Raw genomic sequence first — 19,520 nt, forward strand, 5'->3', positions numbered from 1 at the left:
CATTCCTGTCGAAATCATTTATTACATAAAATAAGTCCACATTTTTCTACGGTCTTTTAACAAAAGCCCGTATTTTCGGCAGCAAGCAAGTGAGCGAATACTAACAATTAACCAGGTATTTCGCGCATGTCTTTACTCTTTCAGGGATTCACTCAGCAACGTCTGTTTAAAGTTGCCATCTTATCTTCCGCGATTCACGCCGCGTGTAGCTTTGCCGCCAGCGATGAAGCCGAGCTGACCGTCACTGCGCCAAAACAGCAGGCCGGCAACAAAACCACCATTACTGCACAAGAACTGCAAAAACGCGGTGCCAACGATTTTGGTTCAATCATGCGTTACGAGCCGTTAATCAGCGCTACCGGTTCCAGCGGCGGATCATCGGCGGGGAAAAGCGGTTTCGACCGCGCAGGTTACACTGGCTATAACATTCGTGGTCTGGAAAGTAACCGCGTCGGCATGGATATCGACGGCATTCCGATCCCCGATGCCACCGGACGTCCTTACGTTAGTCGCACCGGTAACAACACTTTCGGCATTGGCCGCGATTACATCGATCCCTACATGTTCGGCAGCGTTGATATTGAGAAGGGCGCGACAGCGGTTGATCAGCCCAATACTTCGATTGGTGGGAACGTCTCATTCCACAACAAAACCGCCGACGATTACCTCAGCAGCGAAAAAAACACCTACTTCGGTTACCAAAGCGATTACGACTCCTCAAATCGTAGCTGGCACAACGGCATTACTGCCGCCGCCGGGGATGATGAGTTGCGCGGCCTGTTTGTTTACAGCCGTCGCGATGGTCAGGAAACGCAGAACAACAGCGGCGTAAAAGATGCCTATCCGGCCAACTGGCATTCGGATGCGTTTATGACCTCAGGCATTTGGCAGCCAAACGATCAGCACAAGCTGAGCGCCACCTTTGATTACTATCACAAAACTAACCACAGTCATTACGATACCTGGGATACCAGCGGCAATACCGTTTGGGGCACAGCGCAGCAGCAGAGCGACACCCGGCGCTGGGGCATCAACCTGGCCGATGAGTGGACGCCCTACAACGACGTGATTGATACGCTGACCACGCGGATTTACTGGCAGCAAACGCAGGCGCACGACAATACTTATTTGCCGACCAGCGCCAGCCAGTACGGTTTTGTTTACTCGGATTTCAATGTTGATACTTACGGCTTCGACACGCGTGGCACCAAAACCTTGGGCCGTCATGAGTTGAGTGCCGGTTTCAATGCGCGTCTCGATAATAGCGAGCGTCCGTTCCGCCAGGCACCGACGCCGAGCACTTACAGCGTCATCACTCAACCGCAATCCGACAGCCGCATGTTTGCCGTTGCCGGTTATGTGCAAGATAAGATCAATTTCGATCTTGATAGCCACAACTTCGCCATCATTCCCGGCGTGCGCGTGATGTATCAAAGTACTAAGCCAGAGAATCTCGGCGATCTCACCACCGGCAGCGCGGTGCTGACCGAGGAGCAAGTGGCGGCGCTGTACGGCAAAACCAACTCCGACACCCAAGTGTTGCCGTCGCTGACCTTCCAGTACGATCTCACGCCAGCGTTGACCACCTATCTGCAATACAAACGCGGCGTGCAGTTCCCGACGACCAGCCAGCTGTACGGCTCATGGAACCTGGGATCGAGCTATGCGGGTAGCGCGCAGTACGCGTTAATCGGCAACACCGATCTGAAAACTGAAACCAGCAACAACTTCGAGTGGGGTTTGAAAGGCCAGGCAACCGAAGGCGTGACGGTGAACACTTCGGTGTTCTACAACCAATACAAAAACTTCATTGCTTACACCCGTTATCGCCGTTCGGCCAATCCTGAGATGTTCGTCAATGTGCCGAGCAACATCTACACCAGCTATCAGGCTGAAAACCGCGATAAGGCCTACATTTATGGGGCTGAGATCTCGACCAAAGTGAACTACGGCACTTGGTTCTCGCAAGTGGATGGCCTGAGCAGCACCTTTGCGCTGGGCTACAACGAGGGTAAATCCAAGTCGAGCTATGCTGGCGACAAATACATCGATCTCGACAGCGTTGCGCCGTTGAAAGCGATTGTCGGTTTAGCGTGGGATGACAAAGCGCGCGGCTACGGTGCGGCGTTAACGGCGACCTTCGTTAAAGGTAAGCAGGCCACCGCCACCAACCGCGAAAGCTACACCAACACCGGAACGGCGATCACCGATGCCACCAGTGAATACATGCGCGTTCCGGGCTATGGCATGGTGGATGCCACCGCATATTGGCAGGCGACGAAAAACGTCAAGCTGAGCGGCGGCATCTACAACATCACCGATCGCAAATATTGGGACTACACCAGCAGCCGCACGCTGACCAGTACCAATGAGCAGGAACGCAACGACATCAACCTGGCAGTGATGCCGGGCCGCACCTTCCAGTTAGGTGTCAACGTCGATTTCTAACCCCTTTTCGCCCTGCGGTGACGCAGGGCATTTTCAATGGAGCAAGCGCATGAACCCACGTTACGATCACTATCTGGCGCTGAAAGGCGAACATCCAAAAAAGTACGCGCGCGATCTCGCGGCGTTAATGGGCATTGGCGAAGCGCAGCTGTGTGAAGCGCGCATTGGTCAGGATGCGCAGGCGCTGAAGCCGGATTTCCCGGCGTTGCTGGCCGCGTTAGCGGCAGTTGGCGAAACCAAAAGCATCACCCGCAATGAATACGCGGTGCATGAGCAGGTGGGTAAATATGAAAACCTGCACCTTGGCGAACATGCCGGATTGATTCTTAACCCGCGCGCGCTTGATCAGCGCCTGTTCCCCAATCAGTGGCACAGCGCGTTTTTCCTGCGCGAGCAAACGGCGCGCGGCGAACGTCAAAGCATTCAGATTTTTGATCGCCACGCCGATGCGGTACTGAAAATCTACACTACTGAACATACCGACATCGCCGCCTGGGATGCGCTGATCGCGGCGTTTGTGGTTGAACAGGTTGATGCATTAGATCCACAGCCGTTCAATGCGCCAGAACATAGCAGCGCGGTAGATGCCGCTAAAGTCGAAGCGGAATGGCGTGCTATCACCGATGTGCATCAATTCTTTGGTCTGTTGAAGCGCCATAACCTTTCGCGCCCGCAAGCGTTTCGCGCGGTGCCTGACGATCTGGCGCGTCAGGTCAGTAACGCTGCGCTGGCGCAGTTGCTGGATCAGGCGCAGCAGGATGGCAACGAAATCATGATCTTTATCGGTAATCGCGGCTGTACGCAGATCTTCACCGGCGCGATTGAGAAGCTGATGCCAATGGATAACTGGATCAACATCTTCAATCCGACCTTCACGCTGCATTTAATGGCCGATCACATCCACGAAAGCTGGGTGACGCGCAAACCCAGCGGCGACGGCTTTGTCACCAGCCTGGAACTGTTTGCCGCCGACGGCACGCAGATCGCGCAACTATACGGTCAACGCAGCGAAGGCACGCCAGAACAGGCGCGCTGGCGTGAGCAGGTGGAGGCTTTGGCATGAGAAAACTTCTGCTACTGATTAGTGCGCTGGCGCTGCCAACCTTGGCGGCGGAGCGTGTGGTGTCGATTGGCGGCGACGTCACGCAAATCATCTATGCGCTGGATGCGCAGCAAGATCTGGTGGCGCGCGACAGCACCAGCCTGCATCCGGCGCAGGCCACCAAGTTGCCGGATATCGGTTATATGCGCCAACTCAACGCCGAAGGCATTCTGGCGCTGAAACCCACCTTGGTGCTGAGTAGCGAACTGGCGAAACCGTCGCTGGTGTTGCAGCAAATTGAGCAAGCTGGCGTGAAAGTGGTGGATGTCACCGGCGAAAACAGCCTCGACGCTATTCCGAAGAAAATCGCCACCATCGGCAAAGCGCTGCATCGTGAAGATGAAGCCAAGGCGCTGATTGAGAAAGTGAATAAACAGCGCGCCGAGATCCCGCAGCAAGCGCTGCCGGTGAAAGTGCTGTTTATTATGGCGCACGGCGGCATGCGTACGCAGGCGGCGGGCACGCAAACCGGTGCAGATGGCGCGATCCGCAGCGCCGGTTTGGTCAACGCGATGGCGGCGGTGCCGCATTATCAGCAGCTTTCGCAAGAAGGCGTGGTAGCTGCGGCGCCAGATTTGATTGTGGTTGGCGAAGATGGCTTAAAAACCTTGGGTGGCGAAGATAAAGTGTGGGCGCTGCCCGGTCTAGCATTGACGCCAGCCGGTCAACATCGCGCGTTGCTGGTGGTGGATGAGATGGCGCTGCTGAGTTTTGGTCTGGATACGCCAAAGACAATAGTTAAATTGCGTCACGCAGCTGAAGCGGCCAAGCATGACTAATTCCGTTGTGATGCGCTGGCTGCTGTTAATGGCCATCAGCATGGTGATTTGTATGCTGATGGCCGCCAACTTCGGTGCGATGCCGCTTTCCGTTCGAACATTATTAAACGCGCCATTGAGCGATATGGCGTGGCAAATCTGGATCAATATCCGTTTACCGCGCGTGTTGCTGGCGGTGCTGCTTGGCATGGCGCTGGCGGTGTCTGGCGCGGTGATGCAGGGATTGTTTCGCAATCCGCTGGCCGATCCCGGTTTGCTGGGGATCAGCAGCGGCGCGGGTTTGGCGGTGGCGATTGCTATCGTCATCCCGCTGGGTTTACCGCCGTTGCTGGCGCTGTGGCTGCCAACTCTCGCCGCCTTCCTGGGGAGTTTGCTGGTGACGCTGCTGATCTTCAGCTTTAGCCGCCTGGCGCTGGGTAATTTGTCGCGCTTGCTGCTGGTCGGCATCGCCATCAATGCCTTGTGCGGCGCGGCGGTTGGCGTGCTGTCGTGGCTCAGCAACGATCAGCAACTGCGCCAACTGGCGTTGTGGGGCATGGGCAGCTTGAGTACGGCGCAATGGCCGAGTTTGCTGGTGTGCGCACTGTTGATTCTGCCCGCGCTGATTGCCATTCAACTGCGCGCGCGGCGTCTCAATTTGCTGCAACTGGGTGAGGAAGATGCGCATTACATGGGCATCGACGTCAAACGCACGCAGCGGCAGTTGTTGGTACTGAGCGCCTTGCTGGTCGGCACCGCGGTTTCAGTGAGCGGCATTATTGGTTTTGTCGGTTTAGTGGTGCCGCATCTGATGCGTTTCTGCCTCGGCAGCGATCACCGCTGGATGCTGCCGGGTTCGGCGCTGGCAGGCGCGATATTGCTGTTGCTGGCCGATACGCTGGCGCGCACCGTGGTGATCCCGGCGGAAATGCCGGTGGGATTGCTCACCAGTTTACTGGGCGGCCCGTGGTTTCTCTGGCTGATTCTGCGCCAACAAAGGGGGATAAATGAGTGATTGCATGCAGGCGCGCGGCTTGTGCTTCAGTCACGGTTCGCGCGCGTTAATCGATGATGTCTCGATCACTTTGCCGCCCGGCGAAATGATCAGCTTAATCGGGCCAAACGGTGCCGGGAAATCCACGTTGTTACGTTTGCTGACCGGCTTTCTCACGCCACAAGCCGGTGAATGCTGGCTTGGCGAGCGTCCGCTCAACGCCTGGCCGCGTGAACCGCTGGCGCAACGTCGTGCAGTGATGCGCCAGCAAAATAGCGTCACGTTCCCGCTGCCGGCACAAGACGTGGTGGCGATGGGTCGCGCGCCGTGGCCCACCGCGCAATCCAAAACGGTAATCGAAGAAGTAATGCACATCACCGGCAGCCTGGAACTGGCGCAGCGCGATTATCGATCGCTCTCTGGCGGCGAGCAGCAACGCGTGCAACTGGCGCGCGTGCTGGCGCAGTTGTGGCACGACGATGGCCCACGCGGCTGGCTGTTTCTCGATGAACCGACGTCGGCGCTGGATCTGTTCTGGCAGCAGCACAGTTTACGTTTGCTGCATCGGCTAACGCGGAACGGGCGCTTTAGTGTGTGTGCCGTGTTGCACGATCTCAATCTGGCCTCGTTGTGGTCAGATCGCGTGTTGTTGTTGCATCAAGGCAAATTAGTGGCGCAGGGCGCACCGCAGGATGTGATGACCGAAAGCACGTTGACGCGTTGGTATCAGGCGGAATTGGATGTGGTGATGCAGGGAGAAAAGGGCAGGCCGCAGATTCAGCTGCGTGCGTGAGTTGCAGGCGGTCGCCATTTATGGTGACCAAAACAGGTGTGTAGGAACGCTCTCCAAACCGATCAAGCGTGTCATTCTGCTTAAACAATGGCACTGTAAAACACCAATCTGACACATCGCTTGATCTTCTCCCGCTCCCACTTGTGGGAGAGGGCTGGGGTGAGGGGAATTTGTAATAATCTGCATAAAACCGCATTAAAGACAAATATCCAAGCGATTAAATATTTCAATTATATTAATTATCAATTAGTTGCGTATTTCATTGAGTGATTTTTAATTCTTATGTCGCGGGTTGTTCCTGCGAAAAAAAGATGACATTATTGCGCCCTACGGATTGCCACCGCCTGACGTATTCGCCGAGGAAATCTCCTCATTGCTGTGCCATCGGCACCCACTCATCCTTACTCTCAGGGATTTGTGTTATGAACCCATTGAAAATCGCTGCTAGCGTAGCGGTAGCCCCAAGTCTGAGCCTCAACACCGCGCGCGACGTGGTGACGCTGGATAATACCGATTTTACTGATGTGGCGGCGGTTGTCGTCTCGCTGGCGGATACGCGCAGCGGCGTGCTAACGCTATTGCGGCAAAACGGCTTCAATTTGCCGATCTTCGTCGCCAATGCGTTCGACGAAGAGGTGCTGAAATTGCCGGGCGTGACCGGCGAAATCAATGGCGCACCGCAAGAGTGGGAAGCGCTGGAAGAAGCAGCGCAGGCATATGAATCGGATTTATTGCCACCGTTCTTCGACACCTTGACGCGTTACGTCGATATGCAGAACAGCACCTTCGCGTGTCCGGGGCATCAGGGCGGCGCATTCTTCCGTAAGCATCCGGCGGGACGTCAATTCTATGAGTTCTACGGCGAAAACATCTTCCGCTCTGACATGTGCAATGCCGACGTTAAACTTGGCGATCTGCTGATCCATGAAGGTTCAGCCAAAGATGCACAAAAGCATGCGGCTAAAGTGTTTAATGCCGACAAAACCTATTTCGTGCTGAACGGCACCTCCAGCGCCAATAAAGTGGTGACTAACGCGCTGCTGACGCGCGGCGATCTGGTGCTGTTTGACCGCAACAACCATAAATCCAACCATCATGGCGCGCTGATACAGGCCGGTGCCACGCCGGTCTATCTCGAGGCGGCGCGTAATCCGTTTGGCTTTATCGGCGGCATTGATGCGCACTGTTTTGATGATGCTTATTTGCGTGAGCAGGTTGCGAAAGTGGCGCCGCATCGCGCTCACGATCAGCGTCTGTTCCGCCTGGCGATTATCCAACTCGGCACCTACGATGGCACGGTGTACAACGCGCGTCAGGTGGTCGATCGCATTGGTCATCTGTGCGACTACATTCTGTTTGATTCGGCGTGGGTCGGTTACGAGCAGTTTATTCCACTGATGGCCGGTTGCTCGCCGCTGACGCTGAAGTTGAACGAAAACGATCCGGGCATTTTTGTCACCCAATCGGTGCACAAACAGTTGGCTGGCTTCTCGCAGACGTCGCAAATTCACAAGAAAGACAATCACCTGCGTGGGCAAAAGCGCTTCTGTCCGCACAAGCGTCTGAACAATGCGTTTATGCTGCACGCCTCAACCAGCCCGTTCTATCCGCTGTTTGCCGCGCTGGATATCAACGCGCGTATGCACAAAGGCGAAGCGGGACGCAGCATGTGGCACGAATGCGTCACCATCGGCATTGATGCGCGCAAAGCGATTCTGGAACGTTGCGAGATGATCCAACCATTCCTGCCGGAAAAGGTGCACGGCAAACTGTGGCAAGCGGCGGAAACGGAAGCCATCGCTGCCGATCCGGCTTACTTTAGCCTCGAACCCGGCGCGAAATGGCACGGTTTTGCAGGGTATGCTCAGGATCAGTATCTGATTGATCCGTGCAAATTGTTGCTGACCACGCCGGGCATTGATGCTTCAAGTGGCAAATACACCCGCTTCGGTATTCCCGCCACCATCCTGGCGAACTACCTGCGCGAGAACGGCATCGTGCCAGAGAAGTGCGACCTGAACTCAATTCTGTTCCTGCTGACGCCAGCGGAAACGCCGGAGAAAATGGCGCATTTGGTGGCGATGCTGGAGCAGTTTGAGCAGCATGTGCGTGAAGATGCGCTACTGGCGGAAGTGCTGCCGAGCGTGTATCGCAAGAATATCGAACGTTATAAAGGTTATACGCTGCGTCGCTTGTGCCAGGAGATGCACGATCTGTATGTCAGCTATGACGTGAAAGATTTGCAGAAAGCGATGTTCCGCGCAGAGTGTTTCCCACCGGTGCAGGTGAATCCGCAGGATGCGCATCAGGCGTATATTCGCGGTGAAGTGGAGTTGGTGCCGATTGCCGATGCCGCGGGACGAATTGCCGCAGAAGGTGCATTGCCTTATCCACCGGGCGTGCTGTGCGTAGTACCCGGTGAAGAGTGGGGCGGCGCGGTGCAGCAATATTTCCTCGCACTGGAAGAGGGGATTAATTTGTTGCCGGGCTTCTCACCAGAGCTGCAAGGGGTTTACACCGAGGAAGATGACAGCGGGCGGCTGCGGTTAGTGGCGAATATGATGGTCTGAGATGGGTGTTGCTATCAAAAAGGTGGGCAAAAATGCCCACTCTACGACGTAGGGTCGCCATTTATGGCGACCGTTAATCAATACCGGCGATAACTGCGCTGCGCCTGGCTCACTTTATACAGATAACGACGCGACTCTGCCGACGGATGGTTGGTGGTCAGCGTCTGATACACCTCAGCTGGCGACATGCCATTAATCGACGAGAATGCGCGATCTTTATCGCTGGAGAACACGCGCAGCACGCTGCCCGCACCGCCGTTATACGCGGTAATCACCGCATAACGCCGTGAAGTCGGATCCTGAATTCCGCCCAGATAACTTCTTTGCAGAATCGACAGATACGCGGTGCCTGCATCAATATTATTCTCAGGATCAAGCAGATAGCTACGACTCGGTTTGCCGCCTTTGCCCTGCATGCGGAACACATCGACACCAGCAGTGTGCTGCACCACCTGCATCAAGCCCAATGCATCGGCATGGCTCACCGCATACGGGTTGAAGCTCGATTCAATCTGCATAATCGCCAGAATCAATGACGCATCCACACCATATTGCTCGGCAGCTTTACGCACCATCGGCAGATATTTGTGTGCACGTTTGTCGAGGTGGTTTGGCACCATCGGAATGGTTACCGACCAGATGACGTGCAAGCCAGACGTGCGTTTTTGCAGTTTGTTTTGAATCAGATAATCAGCAAAGTTACCGGCGCGGCCCTGCCAGCGAATCGGTTGTCCGGTGTTATCCAGCACCTGGCCGTACAGCAGCGGCTCTTTACTGATTTGAATATCGTTGGCGTCGGAGTAGAGATCGACATTGCCGGGATCTTCGCCGATTAACAGCGTGGTGATGATCGCCTGGCGCAGGCTGGCCATCGGATCGGTGCCGGAAATGGTCTCGATAGTGATGCTACCGCTGTCGAAGTTGATGTGACTGCGGGTGTAATAGCCATCGCTGTATTTAACGTAGTCTTTTGGACCGGCGATCAGAACTTCATTGATACCCCAAATGTTTTCAATGTTGTGGGCGAACTGGCCCATCAAAATATCGAAACCGTTGGTGTCCTTGACCCACTCTTCATGATACTGCGATTTTTTTTGTCCGGAGCAGGAGACCAAAAGTGGTGCAATCACCAACAGCGCTATCAGTTTTTTATTCATTGTTAATGCGTGCCTGAATCGAAAAAGAGGGCCTCAAAGGGAAGCCCTGAACGGTTATTTTTCTGGCGGGGTGTAACCTTCAATATGCACATCTTTGCCTTCGAACAGGAAATTCACCATCTCCTTCTCCAGCACTTTGCGATCTTCCGGGTTCATCATGCTCAATTTCTTTTCATTGATTAGCATGGTTTGCTTGGACATCCACTGCTGCCAAGCTTCTTTGGAAATCTCATTGAAAATGCGCTTGCCCAGATCGCCAGGATAGAGCTGGAAGTCCTGGCCTTCAGCGTCGCGTTGCAGATAGGTACAAAAAATGGTGCGGCTCATTACTCTTCCTCTTCGGTCACGTCTGTTCGACGCATAAGCTGCTGGGGATGGCGCAATTCGTGCAATAAGCGCTCAACGGGCGCTGCCAAACCCACAGACGGGGGTTGCGCTAAGTTATACCAGAGACCGCCCGCTTCATCCATCAGCGACCCGGCAGAAGGCCATGCGAGCCACATAGGCACAATGTCTAAGTGGAAATGGCTGAAAGTATGGCGAAATGCGGTGAGCTGCTGCGGTTTGGCGTGAATGCCACGTTGGTGTAGCCAGTCAGTTAGCGCTTGCTCACTGGTAAACTGCGGGAAGCAGAACAAGCCGCCCCACAATCCCACGGGAGGACGCTGTTCCAGCCACACGTCATCGCCTTCCTGTATCATCAGCATCCAGCCGCTGCGCTCCGGCAATGTCTGTTTCGGTTTCTTGCCGGGATATTGCGCCCAGCTATTATTGGCGTACGCCTCGCAACCGCTGCTGAGCGGACAGATTTCACATTTTGGACGCGAGCGAGTACACACTAACGCGCCGAGGTCCATCATCGCCTGATTAAACTGGCTGACGCCTGCGACTGGCGTAACTTCTTCGCTGATCTGCCATAAGCGCTTTTCGACGTCCTTTTTACCCGGCCAACCGCCCACCGCGTAGCAGCGCGCCAGCACGCGTTTAACGTTGCCATCCAGAATCGGGAAGTGCAGGCCAAGCGACAACGACAACACCGCGCCAGCCGTCGAACGACCAATGCCCGGCAGCGCCGCGACATCATCAAAGTTACGCGGAAACTCGCCGCCGTGCTGCTCAACCACCTGTTTTGCCGCTTTATGCAGATTGCGCGCGCGCGCGTAATAACCGAGGCCGGTCCACAGATGCAGCACTTCATCCAGCGGGGCCGCCGCCAAATCTGCCACTGTCGGGAAGCGCGCCATAAAGCGTTCAAAATAGGGAATGACGGTGGCAACTTGCGTTTGTTGCAGCATCACTTCAGAAAGCCATACCTTGTACGGCGTTTTCTCCTGCTGCCACGGCAGGGTTTTGCGGCCGAAGCGTTGATACCAATCCAGCACTTGTTGCGCGAACGTCGACGCTTGCATCATAAGAAGGAAATTTTCCGTGTTTACTCTACAATCAGGCAGGAATTCCAGCACAGAGACCTCTGGGTGTAAACCGGAACATTGCAAAGGCTTGCTTCTGCTTTCTAACTTTGCATAATGCCCGTTTCCCAGAACAGGCTAACCAGCAGGCTTCAACATGATCAATGACGTCATCACCCCAGAATTTGATGAGAACGGGCGGCCATTACGCCGTATCCGCAGTTTTGTGCGCCGTCAGGGGCGCTTAACGAAAGGACAGCAGCTCGCGCTCGATAATTTGTGGCCGGAGATGGGCGTTGAGTTCCAGCAGGAACCGTTGGATCTGGTGACGCTGTTTGGCCGTGATGCGCCAGTGGTGCTGGAGATCGGTTTCGGTATGGGCGCTTCGCTGGTGACCATGGCGCAAAATAATCCACATCAGAATTTCCTCGGCCTGGAAGTGCATGCGCCGGGCGTCGGGGCTTGTCTGGCGTCGGCGAAAGAGGCCAATGTTGAGAACCTGCGCGTGATGTGTCACGACGCGGTTGAAGTGCTACAGAAGATGATTCCGGATAACTCGCTGCGCATGGTGCAGTTGTTCTTCCCGGACCCGTGGCACAAAGCGCGCCATAATAAGCGCCGCATCGTGCAGGTGCCGTTTGCTGAGTTGGTGATGCGCAAGTTGAAGCTGGGCGGCGTGTTCCATATGGCGACCGATTGGGAAGCATACGCGCAGCATATGCTCGAAGTGATGAGCAGCATCGACGGATACAAAAATCAGTCGGAAAGTAACGATTACGTGCCGCGTCCAGAAACGCGTCCGTTAACGAAGTTTGAGCAGCGCGGGCAGCGATTAGGCCATGGCGTATGGGATCTGATGTTTGAGAGGGTGAAATAATGGCCGTACAACGTAGCCGTCGTTTGCGTAAAAAGCTGCATATTGATGAGTTTCAGGAATTAGGTTTCTCGGTTGCCTGGCGTTTTGCCGAAGGCACCAGCGAAGAGCAGATTGATGCGACTGTTGATCAGTTCATTAATGAAGTGATCACCCCGAACGGCCTGGCCTACGATGGCAGCGGCTATCTGGTGTGGGAAGGTTTGGTGTGCTTGCAAGAAACCGGCAAATGCACCGACGAACACCGTGAGCTGGTGCGTAAGTGGCTGGAGCAGCATAAGTTGTCGGACATCCAGGTAACTGAACTCTTCGACGTTTGGTGGGACTAAGTTAAACGGCTAATGTGCGCTGGTGGCCAATAATGGCCACCCTACGAAATCTGTTGTAGGGTCGCCATTGATGGCGACCTTTTTTATACCTAATGCTTGTCAGGAGATTTCATGGTTCGTAAGGCACTTCTCGCCGCGCTGCTGCTGGCGGCAACTCAGGCTCAGGCTGCGTACGAGTGCAGCGTCAAGCCGCAGGATGATGTGATCATTAAACCGCAGAGCGTGCAGGTGGTCGGCAGCAACGGCAACCTCGAAATCACGCCGCAGGGCGATGTGCAGTTTAATGGGCAGAAGCTCAGCATGGATAACGCGACGCGTCAGCAAGCCATTGATTATCAAACCTCGCTGCGTCGCGATTTGCCGTGGGTCGATAGCGGGGCAACCTCGCGTCTGGAGCGTAGCCGCGTGGCGCTGGACAAAGTGATTGTTGAAAAGCTTGGTGCTAACAGCAATGTGCGTAATCGCCTCACCAAGCTAGATGGTCAGCTTAAGCAGCAGATGAATCGCATTATTGAGCATCGTCCCGATGGCTTGACTTTCCACCATCAGGCGATTGATCAGGTGCGCGCCGACGGCGAGAAGCTGGTGCAGAGCACGCTGGGCGGCATCATGCAGGATAGCCTTAACGAAATGGGCAGTAGTCAGGCGGCGAGCGGCAGCAATCCGTTGCAGGCGATCATGGGCAATCTCGGGGGTTTGCAGCAAGCGGTGCAGGCTGAATGGAATAATCAAGAACAGGATTTCCAGAACTTCGGCCACGAAGTGTGTAATCGCGTTACCGTGCTGGAACAACAACGCAAAGGCTTGATGCAGAAAGTTAAAAGCTAACTCTCTTCTTCAATAAAAAAGGCCGGTTTCACGGCCTTTTTTATCACTCATCTTCGCTTAAGAACAACTCCAGCAGCGAGTTGAGGAACAGCTTACCTTTCTCGGTAATCTGCCAATGTTCGGCTGTTTCCACCACGTAACCTGCCGCAATTGCCGCATCAATTTGTGGGCGAATCATTTGCTCATCCATACCGGTATACTGACGGAAATCAGCGCGTGGCGCGGCTTCCAGCAGGCGGAAGCGGTTCATAAAGAACTCGAACGGTTTATCGTTTTCAGCCACATCGTGCTGCTTATCAAGATAATTGCCTTTCATAAAGCCGCGTGGATGACGCGTTTTCACTGTACGCACGATGCGCCCATCCGGCTGCGTCAATTTGCCGTGTGCACCACAACCAATGCCCAGATAATCACCGAAGCGCCAATAATTGAGATTATGCTCGCAGCGATAGCCCGGTTTCGCATAAGCCGAGGTTTCATATTGTTGATAACCGGCGGCGCTCAACAGGTGATGGCCTTGCTCGAAAATATCCCACAGCGCGTCGTCATCCGGTAATTTCGGCGGACGAGAACCAAACAGCGTGTTCGGCTCAATGGTTAGCTGATACCACGACAAATGCGGCGGATTGAGTGCAATCGCTTTACGCAAATCATCCAGCGCTTCCTCCAGCGACTGATCCGGCAAGCCGTGCATCAAATCGAGGTTAAAGCTGCGCAGGCCTAGACCTTCGGCCAACTGCGCCGCGCGCACCGCTTCTTCTGGCCCGTGAATACGGCCTAAACGCTCAAGTTTTTGCGGGCTGAAGCTTTGTACGCCAATCGAAATGCGATTAATACCGGCTTTCTGGTAAGCGCTGAAGCGTTCGGCTTCCACCGTGCCTGGATTGGCTTCCATGGTGATTTCCGCGTCCGCCGCCAGCGGTAAACGCGCGCGCACGCCATCCATCAACATCTGCATTGCGTTACTGCTCAGCAGGCTTGGCGTGCCACCGCCGATAAAGATGGTGCGCACTTCGCGCCCAGCGGTGAGCGGCAGGTCCTGTTCGAGATCGTTGAGCAGGTGCTGCACATACTCAATGTGCGGCACCTCGCCTTTTAACGCGTGAGAGTTGAAATCACAGTACGGACACTTCTGCACACACCACGGAATGTGGATGTAGAGGCTTAACGGCGGTAATTCAGCAGAAAACTCAGGCATTGCGCATCGCTTCCAACAGCAGCGTCAATGCTTTACCACGGTGCGAGACGGCGCGCTTTTCGTCTTTACTCAGCTCTGCCGCCGTTTTCCCTAATTCTGGGACGTAGAAGATCGGATCGTAGCCAAAACCGCCTTCTCCCGCTGCTGCGCGAGTGATTTCACCGGCCCAGCTACCGTGGAACACCAGCGGAGTAGGATCGGCGGCGTGACGCACGTAAACCAGTACGCAATGGAATTGCGCCTGACGTTTGTCGTCTGGCACATTTTCTAACGCTACCAACAATTTATCGAGATTTTGCTGATCGCTGGCATCCACGCCAGCATAGCGCGCCGAGTAAATGCCCGGTGCGCCACCGAGCGCATCAACCGCTAAACCCGAATCGTCGGCAATCGCCGGTAAGCCGGTGATTTCAGCCGCATGACGCGCTTTGAGAATGGCGTTTTCAATAAACGTCAGGCCGGTTTCTTCCGCCGACTCAACGCCTAACTCGGTTTGCGCCACGATATCCAGCCCGAAGGCCGCTAACAGATCGGCCAGTTCGCGGACTTTGCCCGGATTACCGGTCGCGAGAACAACTTTTTGCATAACAGTTCCAGATAGACGAATTACAGCAAATACCAAAGACCTGGGAACAGGTCCATGCCGAGGAAATTCAGCGCGTACAGCACCAGAATCACAATCATGGCAGAAAAATCAATGCCGCCCATCGCAGGCAAGATGCGGCGAATTGGCGACATCAGCGGTTCAGTCAATTGGATCAGCACCTGATCCATTGGGCCGCGACCCTGGCTGATCCAGCTCATCAGCGAGCGAATGATGATTACCCAGAACACCAGATAACCGGCTGATTTCACCAGCGACAGCAAGCCGACCAGCAGATTGGTTGGGTCGACGGAGAACACGCCAACCTGAATCAGTAGCAGCACCGGATATTTAATGGTGGTGAGTACAAACGCCAGCAGCAGCGAGGCGGTATCAATCGGGCCGATGGCGGGAATAATACGGCGCAGCGGCTTGATAATCGGTTGGGTGATTTTCACAACAAACTGCGCCAGCGGGTTGTAAAAGTCACAGCGTGACCACTGCATCCAGATGCGCAGCAGCAACACCATCACGTACAAATCGATCAGCGTTTTGACTAAAAACGTCAGTGTTAACATGAGGTTCCTCAATTATTGTTGTGAAGGTCGCGCATAATCCCGCGCGCCAAAAACGGCGGTGCCAATGCGCACCATGGTGCTGCCTGCGGCGATTGCCGCATCCATATCGTCGCTCATTCCCAGAGAAAGCGTATCGACGTCCGGAAAATCCTGCTGCAAAGCATGAAACGCGGCGGCCATTTGCTGACAAACCGCCAGTTGGCGATCGTATTCCGCTTCCGGCGCGGGAATCGCCATCAGCCCACGTAAACGCAACTGCGGCAGCGCGGCGATGTGCTGCGCCAGCTCCGGTAATGCCTCGAGCATGATGCCAGATTTGCTGTTCTCGTCACTGATATTTACCTGAATTAACACGTTAAGCGGCGGCAACGTGGCGGGGCGCTGATCGTTCAAGCGCTGCGCGATGCGCTGCCGGTCAACGGTGTGGCACCAGGCAAAATTCTCAGCCACCAAACGGCTTTTGTTGGATTGTAGCGGGCCAATAAAGTGCCATTGCAGATCAGGATGTGCGGCCAGTTCAGCCACTTTTTCAACCCCTTCTTGCACGTAATTTTCACCGAACGCGCGTTGCCCAGCCTCGATCGCTTCTGCGATCGCGCTCGCAGGCTTAGTTTTGCTGACTGCAAGCAGGGTAATTTCTTCTGGCGCGCGGCCGCAACGTGCGGCAGCAGCGGCGATACGCTCACGCACTTGCTGTAAGTTGTGCTCAATGGAAGTCATAGTCAGGAGAAGCTACATGGAGTTGGATGAAATTGTGGGCCTTAGTGTAAAGCATAACGCCGCCGATCTGCACCTTTGCAGCGGACATTTGCCGCACTGGCGACGACAAGGCGTGTTGGAGCCGATTCCACAACAATCCGCGCTGGATGGCGGCTGGTTGGAAGCCTTTATGCAGCAGTGGCTCAGCGCGTCGCAGCAGGCTGAGTTGGATGAAAACGGTCACGTCGATTTTGCCATTACGCTGGTGAGCGGTACGCGATTGCGCGCCAACCTGTTCATGCAGCGTCAGGGGCTATCGCTGGCGTTACGGCTGATTGCCAGCAGTGCGCCCGATATCGCCACGTTGCAGCTGCCCGAGGTGGTCAATACCTTACTGCAACTGGAAGAGGGGCTGATATTAATTACTGGCGCCACCGGCAGCGGTAAATCCACCACGCTGGCGGCGATGGTAGATAGCCTCAATCGCCAGCAGGCGCGGCACATTTTGACACTGGAAGATCCGATTGAATTTGTGCATCAAAGCCAATGCTCTTTGATTCAGCAGCGTGAAGTAGGCGCGCATTGCGCCTCGTTTCAACACGGGCTGAAAGCGGCATTGCGTGAAGATCCCGATGTGATCTTGTTGGGAGAACTGCGTGATAGCGAAACCATTCGTCTGGCGCTGACGGCGGCAGAAACCGGCCATTTGGTGCTGGCAACTTTGCATACGCGCGGCGCGACACAAGCGGTGGATCGGCTGGTTGATGTGTTTCCTGCCGAGGAAAAAAATCTGGTGCGCACCCAATTAGCCGGCAGTTTAAAAGCGGTGCTGGCGCAGCGTTTGGTGCCAGCTAAAGCCGGCGGGCGCATTGGGTTGTTCGAAGTGTTGGTAGCAACGCCCGCGGTGGCGAACTTGATTCGAGAAGGTAAAATGCATCAGTTGCCAGGCGTGCTGCAAACCGGCGCACAAGCGGGAATGCAGACCTTTGCGCAGAGCGAGCAAGCGAGGCAGATGGCGGGATTGATATGAGTGATTGGTGCGACATCACTATGTCGAAGGTCGCACAATCCGTAGCGGCGCAATTTATTGCGCAATGTTGGGATGGGCGGTTTGCATCCAAGGGAAAATTCAAAACAACGCGATAAACCGCGCCGCTACGGTATGTGTGAGATATGGCTGACTGGCCGGGTTTTTAATGCGTATCGAACCAATCTTCGAGGATAATCACCGCGGATTGCGAATCGACCTGGCCTTTCTGCAACGCGCGAAAACCGCCGCGCTCGAACAAATCGGCGCGTGCTTCTACGGTGCTGAGACGCTCGTCCTGCAACTCGACGCGAACACCAAAACGACCGTGCAGGCGGTTAGCAAATTTGCGTGCACGCGCGGTCAGCTCTTGCTCGGTGCCATCCATATTCAGCGGCAATCCCACCACCACATAATCGGGTTGCCACTCTTTCAACAGCTTCTCGATCAGCTTCCAGTCCGGCGTGCCGTCCTGCGCTTTCAGCGCGGTGAGTGCACGCGCGGTGCCGGTGAGTTGCTGGCCGACGGCGACGCCAATGCTTTTGGTGCCGAAATCAAAGCCCAATAAGGTTTCGCTGGCCATCACGCGTGTCCTGCATCGGTGGCGATGTTATGGATATCCACGCCTAGTCCGCGCGCTGCTTCACGCCAGCGCTCAGCAATCGGCGTCTGGAACAGAATATTGGTGTTGGCTGGCGAGGTGAGCCAGGCATTTTCCAGCAGCTCATCTTCAAGCTGACCTTTCTCCCACGCGCAATATCCCAACGCCACTAACACGTTATCAGGCTGCGACGTGGTGCCGATGGCTTCTAGCACATCGCGCGAAGTGGTGATCACCGTGGTATCCGAGATACGAATGCTGGAGGAGTAAATACGTTGTGCGGAGTGCAGGATAAAGCCACGATCCTCCGCCAATGGGCCACCGGCAAACACCGGTTTGTCCAGTTTAATGGCAGGATCACGTTCAGATGCGCTGATTTTAAGCTTTTTAAGAATACCTTCGACCGTCAGGTTTTCCATCGGCTTATTGACAATCAAACCCATGGCGCCATCTTCGTTGTGCTCGCAGATATACACTACCGAGCGTTTGAACAGTGGGTCCTGCAGCGACGGCATCGCGATTAAAAAATGATGCTGTAAATTCATTATCACTCGTATACCAAAAATAACCGGCGCAGCCGCGGCAGCGCCGGTTTTAGGTGTTCACGGAGCTTGCACTCCGACGGCATCAGCCCAGGCGTTTCTCAATGGCATCCATTAGCATGCCGGTGATCGATATCGGGAACGCGGCCTCGATTTCACGTACGCAGGTTGGGCTGGTTACGTTAACTTCAGTCAGTTTATCACCGATGATGTCCAGGCCGACAAAAATCAGGCCTTTAGCTTTCAACGTTGGGCCAACGCGACGGGCAATTTCCCAATCGCTGTCGCTCAACGGACGCGCTTCGCCACGGCCACCAGCGGCCAGGTTACCACGCGTTTCACCGCCCTGCGGGATGCGCGCCAGGCAATACGGCACCGGCTCGCCATCAACCACTAGCACGCGTTTGTCACCGTCTTTAATGGCCGGAATATAGTTCTGCGCCATGCAGAAATTTTGGCCGTGATTGGTCAGGGTTTCGGTGATCACGCCGAAGTTGGCATCGTCTTGCTTAACGCGGAAAATCGACGCACCGCCCATGCCGTCCAGCGGCTTGAGGATCACATCGCCGTGCTCTTGCCAGAAGGCGCGCAGTTGCTCTTTGTTGCGCGTTACCAAAGTATCTGGCGTCAGGTCAGCAAACCATGCGGTGTAGAGCTTCTCGTTGCAGTCGCGCAGGCTCTGCGGTTTGTTGACGATCAGCGTGCCTTGCTCTTCCGCACGCTCCAGCAGATAGGTGGCGTAGATGAACTCGGTGTCGAACGGCGGATCTTTACGCATCAACACCACGTTGAGGTCGGCCAGCGGAATGGTTTGCTCGCTGCCGAACTCATACCATTTGTCGTAATTCTGCTCGACGCTCAGCAGACGCGTGCGCGCATAGGTTATGCCGCCGCGCAGGGAGAGATCGCTCATCTCCATGTAATGAATTTCGTAACCACGGCGCTGTGCTTCCAGCAACATGGCGAAGCTGGTGTCTTTTTTAATGTTGATGGACGAAATGGGGTCCATAACGATGCCAAGCTTAATCAT

General features: G+C 55.1%; 20 protein-coding genes. 10 read left to right on the forward strand and 10 right to left on the reverse strand.

The features are described 5' to 3' along the window. The first annotated feature begins 126 nt into the window (after positions 1-126). From ACPUC7_RS06500 to ACPUC7_RS06525, 6 genes are all read left to right on the forward strand, one after another. The gene (locus ACPUC7_RS06500; protein ID WP_494922222.1) at positions 127-2,448 is read left to right on the forward strand and encodes a TonB-dependent receptor domain-containing protein; all 2,322 of its coding nucleotides are present in this window, start codon (positions 127-129) and stop codon (positions 2,446-2,448) included. 49 nt (positions 2,449-2,497) lie between these two features. Further along, complete coding sequence (locus ACPUC7_RS06505; RefSeq protein WP_494922223.1) at positions 2,498-3,511, forward strand: hemin-degrading factor; 1,014 nt, start codon at positions 2,498-2,500, stop codon at positions 3,509-3,511. Next, a complete protein-coding gene (locus ACPUC7_RS06510) occupies positions 3,508-4,329 on the forward strand; it encodes a heme/hemin ABC transporter substrate-binding protein (RefSeq protein ID WP_494922224.1) in 822 nt (273 codons plus the stop codon). The genes ACPUC7_RS06505 and ACPUC7_RS06510 overlap by 4 nt, the downstream gene beginning before the upstream one ends. Beyond that, positions 4,322-5,323 (forward strand): FecCD family ABC transporter permease, encoded by a 1,002-nt coding sequence (locus tag ACPUC7_RS06515; protein WP_494922225.1) that lies wholly within the window; start codon positions 4,322-4,324, stop codon positions 5,321-5,323. Before ACPUC7_RS06510 ends, ACPUC7_RS06515 begins: the two co-directional genes overlap by 8 nt. Next, positions 5,316-6,095: a heme ABC transporter ATP-binding protein gene (locus ACPUC7_RS06520; RefSeq protein WP_494922226.1), complete on the forward strand. Its 780-nt coding sequence runs from the start codon at positions 5,316-5,318 to the stop codon at positions 6,093-6,095. The genes ACPUC7_RS06515 and ACPUC7_RS06520 overlap by 8 nt, the downstream gene beginning before the upstream one ends. Positions 6,096-6,517: 422 nt before the next feature. Continuing rightward, the gene (locus ACPUC7_RS06525; RefSeq protein ID WP_494922227.1) at positions 6,518-8,665 is read left to right on the forward strand and encodes an ornithine decarboxylase; all 2,148 of its coding nucleotides are present in this window, start codon (positions 6,518-6,520) and stop codon (positions 8,663-8,665) included. Between the two features lie 77 nt (positions 8,666-8,742). Here ACPUC7_RS06525 and mltC read toward each other — a convergent pair whose 3' ends face one another. The 3 genes from mltC to mutY are packed head-to-tail and all read right to left on the reverse strand — an operon-like array spanning position 8,743 to position 11,234. Continuing rightward, entirely contained in the window at positions 8,743-9,822 is a 1,080-nt protein-coding gene (gene mltC, locus ACPUC7_RS06530) for a membrane-bound lytic murein transglycosylase MltC (RefSeq protein WP_343550928.1), read from the reverse strand. 54 nt (positions 9,823-9,876) lie between these two features. Continuing rightward, positions 9,877-10,149, reverse strand: a complete 273-nt coding sequence (locus ACPUC7_RS06535; protein WP_494922228.1) for an oxidative damage protection protein — start codon at positions 10,147-10,149, stop codon at positions 9,877-9,879. Beyond that, the gene (gene mutY, locus ACPUC7_RS06540; RefSeq protein WP_494922229.1) at positions 10,149-11,234 is read right to left on the reverse strand and encodes an A/G-specific adenine glycosylase; all 1,086 of its coding nucleotides are present in this window, start codon (positions 11,232-11,234) and stop codon (positions 10,149-10,151) included. Before mutY ends, ACPUC7_RS06535 begins: the two co-directional genes overlap by 1 nt. Positions 11,235-11,388: 154 nt before the next feature. On the opposite strand from mutY, the gene trmB reads away from it, so the two are divergent. The 3 genes from trmB (at position 11,389) to ACPUC7_RS06555 (ending at position 13,262) form a co-directional block, all read left to right on the forward strand. Then, positions 11,389-12,108, forward strand: coding sequence for a tRNA (guanosine(46)-N7)-methyltransferase TrmB (gene trmB / locus ACPUC7_RS06545; RefSeq protein ID WP_494922230.1), 720 nt, complete (start codon positions 11,389-11,391; stop codon positions 12,106-12,108). Further along, the gene (locus tag ACPUC7_RS06550) at positions 12,108-12,434 is read left to right on the forward strand and encodes a YggL family protein (protein WP_494922231.1); all 327 of its coding nucleotides are present in this window, start codon (positions 12,108-12,110) and stop codon (positions 12,432-12,434) included. Before trmB ends, ACPUC7_RS06550 begins: the two co-directional genes overlap by 1 nt. A gap of 111 nt (positions 12,435-12,545) precedes the next feature. Further along, positions 12,546-13,262, forward strand: a complete 717-nt coding sequence (locus tag ACPUC7_RS06555) for a YggN family protein (protein WP_494922232.1) — start codon at positions 12,546-12,548, stop codon at positions 13,260-13,262. Positions 13,263-13,305: 43 nt separating this feature from the next. Here ACPUC7_RS06555 and hemW read toward each other — a convergent pair whose 3' ends face one another. From hemW to ACPUC7_RS06575, 4 genes are read right to left on the reverse strand one after another with little or no spacing between them, the layout of a single operon-like run. Beyond that, positions 13,306-14,460 carry a radical SAM family heme chaperone HemW gene (gene hemW / locus ACPUC7_RS06560; RefSeq protein WP_494922233.1) on the reverse strand — a complete coding sequence of 385 codons (1,155 nt, stop codon included), beginning with the start codon at positions 14,458-14,460 and terminating at the stop codon, positions 13,306-13,308. Then, positions 14,453-15,046: an XTP/dITP diphosphatase gene (locus tag ACPUC7_RS06565; RefSeq protein ID WP_494922234.1), complete on the reverse strand. Its 594-nt coding sequence runs from the start codon at positions 15,044-15,046 to the stop codon at positions 14,453-14,455. Before ACPUC7_RS06565 ends, hemW begins: the two co-directional genes overlap by 8 nt. A gap of 20 nt (positions 15,047-15,066) precedes the next feature. After that, positions 15,067-15,621 carry a YggT family protein gene (locus ACPUC7_RS06570; protein ID WP_494922235.1) on the reverse strand — a complete coding sequence of 185 codons (555 nt, stop codon included), beginning with the start codon at positions 15,619-15,621 and terminating at the stop codon, positions 15,067-15,069. Positions 15,622-15,633: 12 nt separating this feature from the next. After that, complete coding sequence (locus ACPUC7_RS06575) at positions 15,634-16,341, reverse strand: YggS family pyridoxal phosphate-dependent enzyme (protein ID WP_494922236.1); 708 nt, start codon at positions 16,339-16,341, stop codon at positions 15,634-15,636. Positions 16,342-16,357: 16 nt separating this feature from the next. Between ACPUC7_RS06575 and ACPUC7_RS06580 the strand changes: the two genes are divergently transcribed. Next, entirely contained in the window at positions 16,358-17,350 is a 993-nt protein-coding gene (locus tag ACPUC7_RS06580) for a type IV pilus twitching motility protein PilT (RefSeq protein WP_494922237.1), read from the forward strand. Between the two features lie 163 nt (positions 17,351-17,513). On the opposite strand, the gene ruvX is transcribed toward ACPUC7_RS06580, so the two are convergent. The 3 genes from ruvX to gshB all read right to left on the reverse strand — a co-directional run bounded on the left by ruvX (position 17,514) and on the right by gshB (position 19,520). Beyond that, positions 17,514-17,930 (reverse strand): Holliday junction resolvase RuvX, encoded by a 417-nt coding sequence (ruvX, locus tag ACPUC7_RS06585; RefSeq protein WP_061720236.1) that lies wholly within the window; start codon positions 17,928-17,930, stop codon positions 17,514-17,516. Beyond that, positions 17,930-18,493 (reverse strand): YqgE/AlgH family protein, encoded by a 564-nt coding sequence (locus ACPUC7_RS06590; protein ID WP_097096099.1) that lies wholly within the window; start codon positions 18,491-18,493, stop codon positions 17,930-17,932. Before ACPUC7_RS06590 ends, ruvX begins: the two co-directional genes overlap by 1 nt. An 82-nt stretch (positions 18,494-18,575) precedes the next feature. Continuing rightward, entirely contained in the window at positions 18,576-19,520 is a 945-nt protein-coding gene (gene gshB / locus ACPUC7_RS06595) for a glutathione synthase (protein WP_494922238.1), read from the reverse strand.

It is taken from the genome of Pantoea sp. CFCC18179 (assembly GCF_059412405.1).

Bases quoted from the DNA above. Each gene is read 5' to 3' on its own strand.
- ACPUC7_RS06500 (WP_494922222.1), top strand. From the start codon at position 127: ATGTCTTTACTCTTTCAGGGATTCACTCAGCAACGTCTGTTTAAAGTT.
- ACPUC7_RS06505 (WP_494922223.1), top strand. From the start codon at position 2,498: ATGAACCCACGTTACGATCACTATCTGGCGCTGAAAGGCGAACATCCA.
- ACPUC7_RS06510 (WP_494922224.1), top strand. From the start codon at position 3,508: ATGAGAAAACTTCTGCTACTGATTAGTGCGCTGGCGCTGCCAACCTTG.
- ACPUC7_RS06515 (WP_494922225.1), top strand. From the start codon at position 4,322: ATGACTAATTCCGTTGTGATGCGCTGGCTGCTGTTAATGGCCATCAGC.
- ACPUC7_RS06520 (WP_494922226.1), top strand. From the start codon at position 5,316: ATGAGTGATTGCATGCAGGCGCGCGGCTTGTGCTTCAGTCACGGTTCG.
- ACPUC7_RS06525 (WP_494922227.1), top strand. From the start codon at position 6,518: ATGAACCCATTGAAAATCGCTGCTAGCGTAGCGGTAGCCCCAAGTCTG.
- mltC (WP_343550928.1), bottom strand. From the start codon at position 9,822: ATGAATAAAAAACTGATAGCGCTGTTGGTGATTGCACCACTTTTGGTC.
- ACPUC7_RS06535 (WP_494922228.1), bottom strand. From the start codon at position 10,149: ATGAGCCGCACCATTTTTTGTACCTATCTGCAACGCGACGCTGAAGGC.
- mutY (WP_494922229.1), bottom strand. From the start codon at position 11,234: ATGATGCAAGCGTCGACGTTCGCGCAACAAGTGCTGGATTGGTATCAA.
- trmB (WP_494922230.1), top strand. From the start codon at position 11,389: ATGATCAATGACGTCATCACCCCAGAATTTGATGAGAACGGGCGGCCA.
- ACPUC7_RS06550 (WP_494922231.1), top strand. From the start codon at position 12,108: ATGGCCGTACAACGTAGCCGTCGTTTGCGTAAAAAGCTGCATATTGAT.
- ACPUC7_RS06555 (WP_494922232.1), top strand. From the start codon at position 12,546: ATGGTTCGTAAGGCACTTCTCGCCGCGCTGCTGCTGGCGGCAACTCAG.
- hemW (WP_494922233.1), bottom strand. From the start codon at position 14,460: ATGCCTGAGTTTTCTGCTGAATTACCGCCGTTAAGCCTCTACATCCAC.
- ACPUC7_RS06565 (WP_494922234.1), bottom strand. From the start codon at position 15,046: ATGCAAAAAGTTGTTCTCGCGACCGGTAATCCGGGCAAAGTCCGCGAA.
- ACPUC7_RS06570 (WP_494922235.1), bottom strand. From the start codon at position 15,621: ATGTTAACACTGACGTTTTTAGTCAAAACGCTGATCGATTTGTACGTG.
- ACPUC7_RS06575 (WP_494922236.1), bottom strand. From the start codon at position 16,341: ATGACTTCCATTGAGCACAACTTACAGCAAGTGCGTGAGCGTATCGCC.
- ACPUC7_RS06580 (WP_494922237.1), top strand. From the start codon at position 16,358: ATGGAGTTGGATGAAATTGTGGGCCTTAGTGTAAAGCATAACGCCGCC.
- ruvX (WP_061720236.1), bottom strand. From the start codon at position 17,930: ATGGCCAGCGAAACCTTATTGGGCTTTGATTTCGGCACCAAAAGCATT.
- ACPUC7_RS06590 (WP_097096099.1), bottom strand. From the start codon at position 18,493: ATGAATTTACAGCATCATTTTTTAATCGCGATGCCGTCGCTGCAGGAC.
- gshB (WP_494922238.1), bottom strand. From the start codon at position 19,520: ATGATTAAGCTTGGCATCGTTATGGACCCCATTTCGTCCATCAACATT.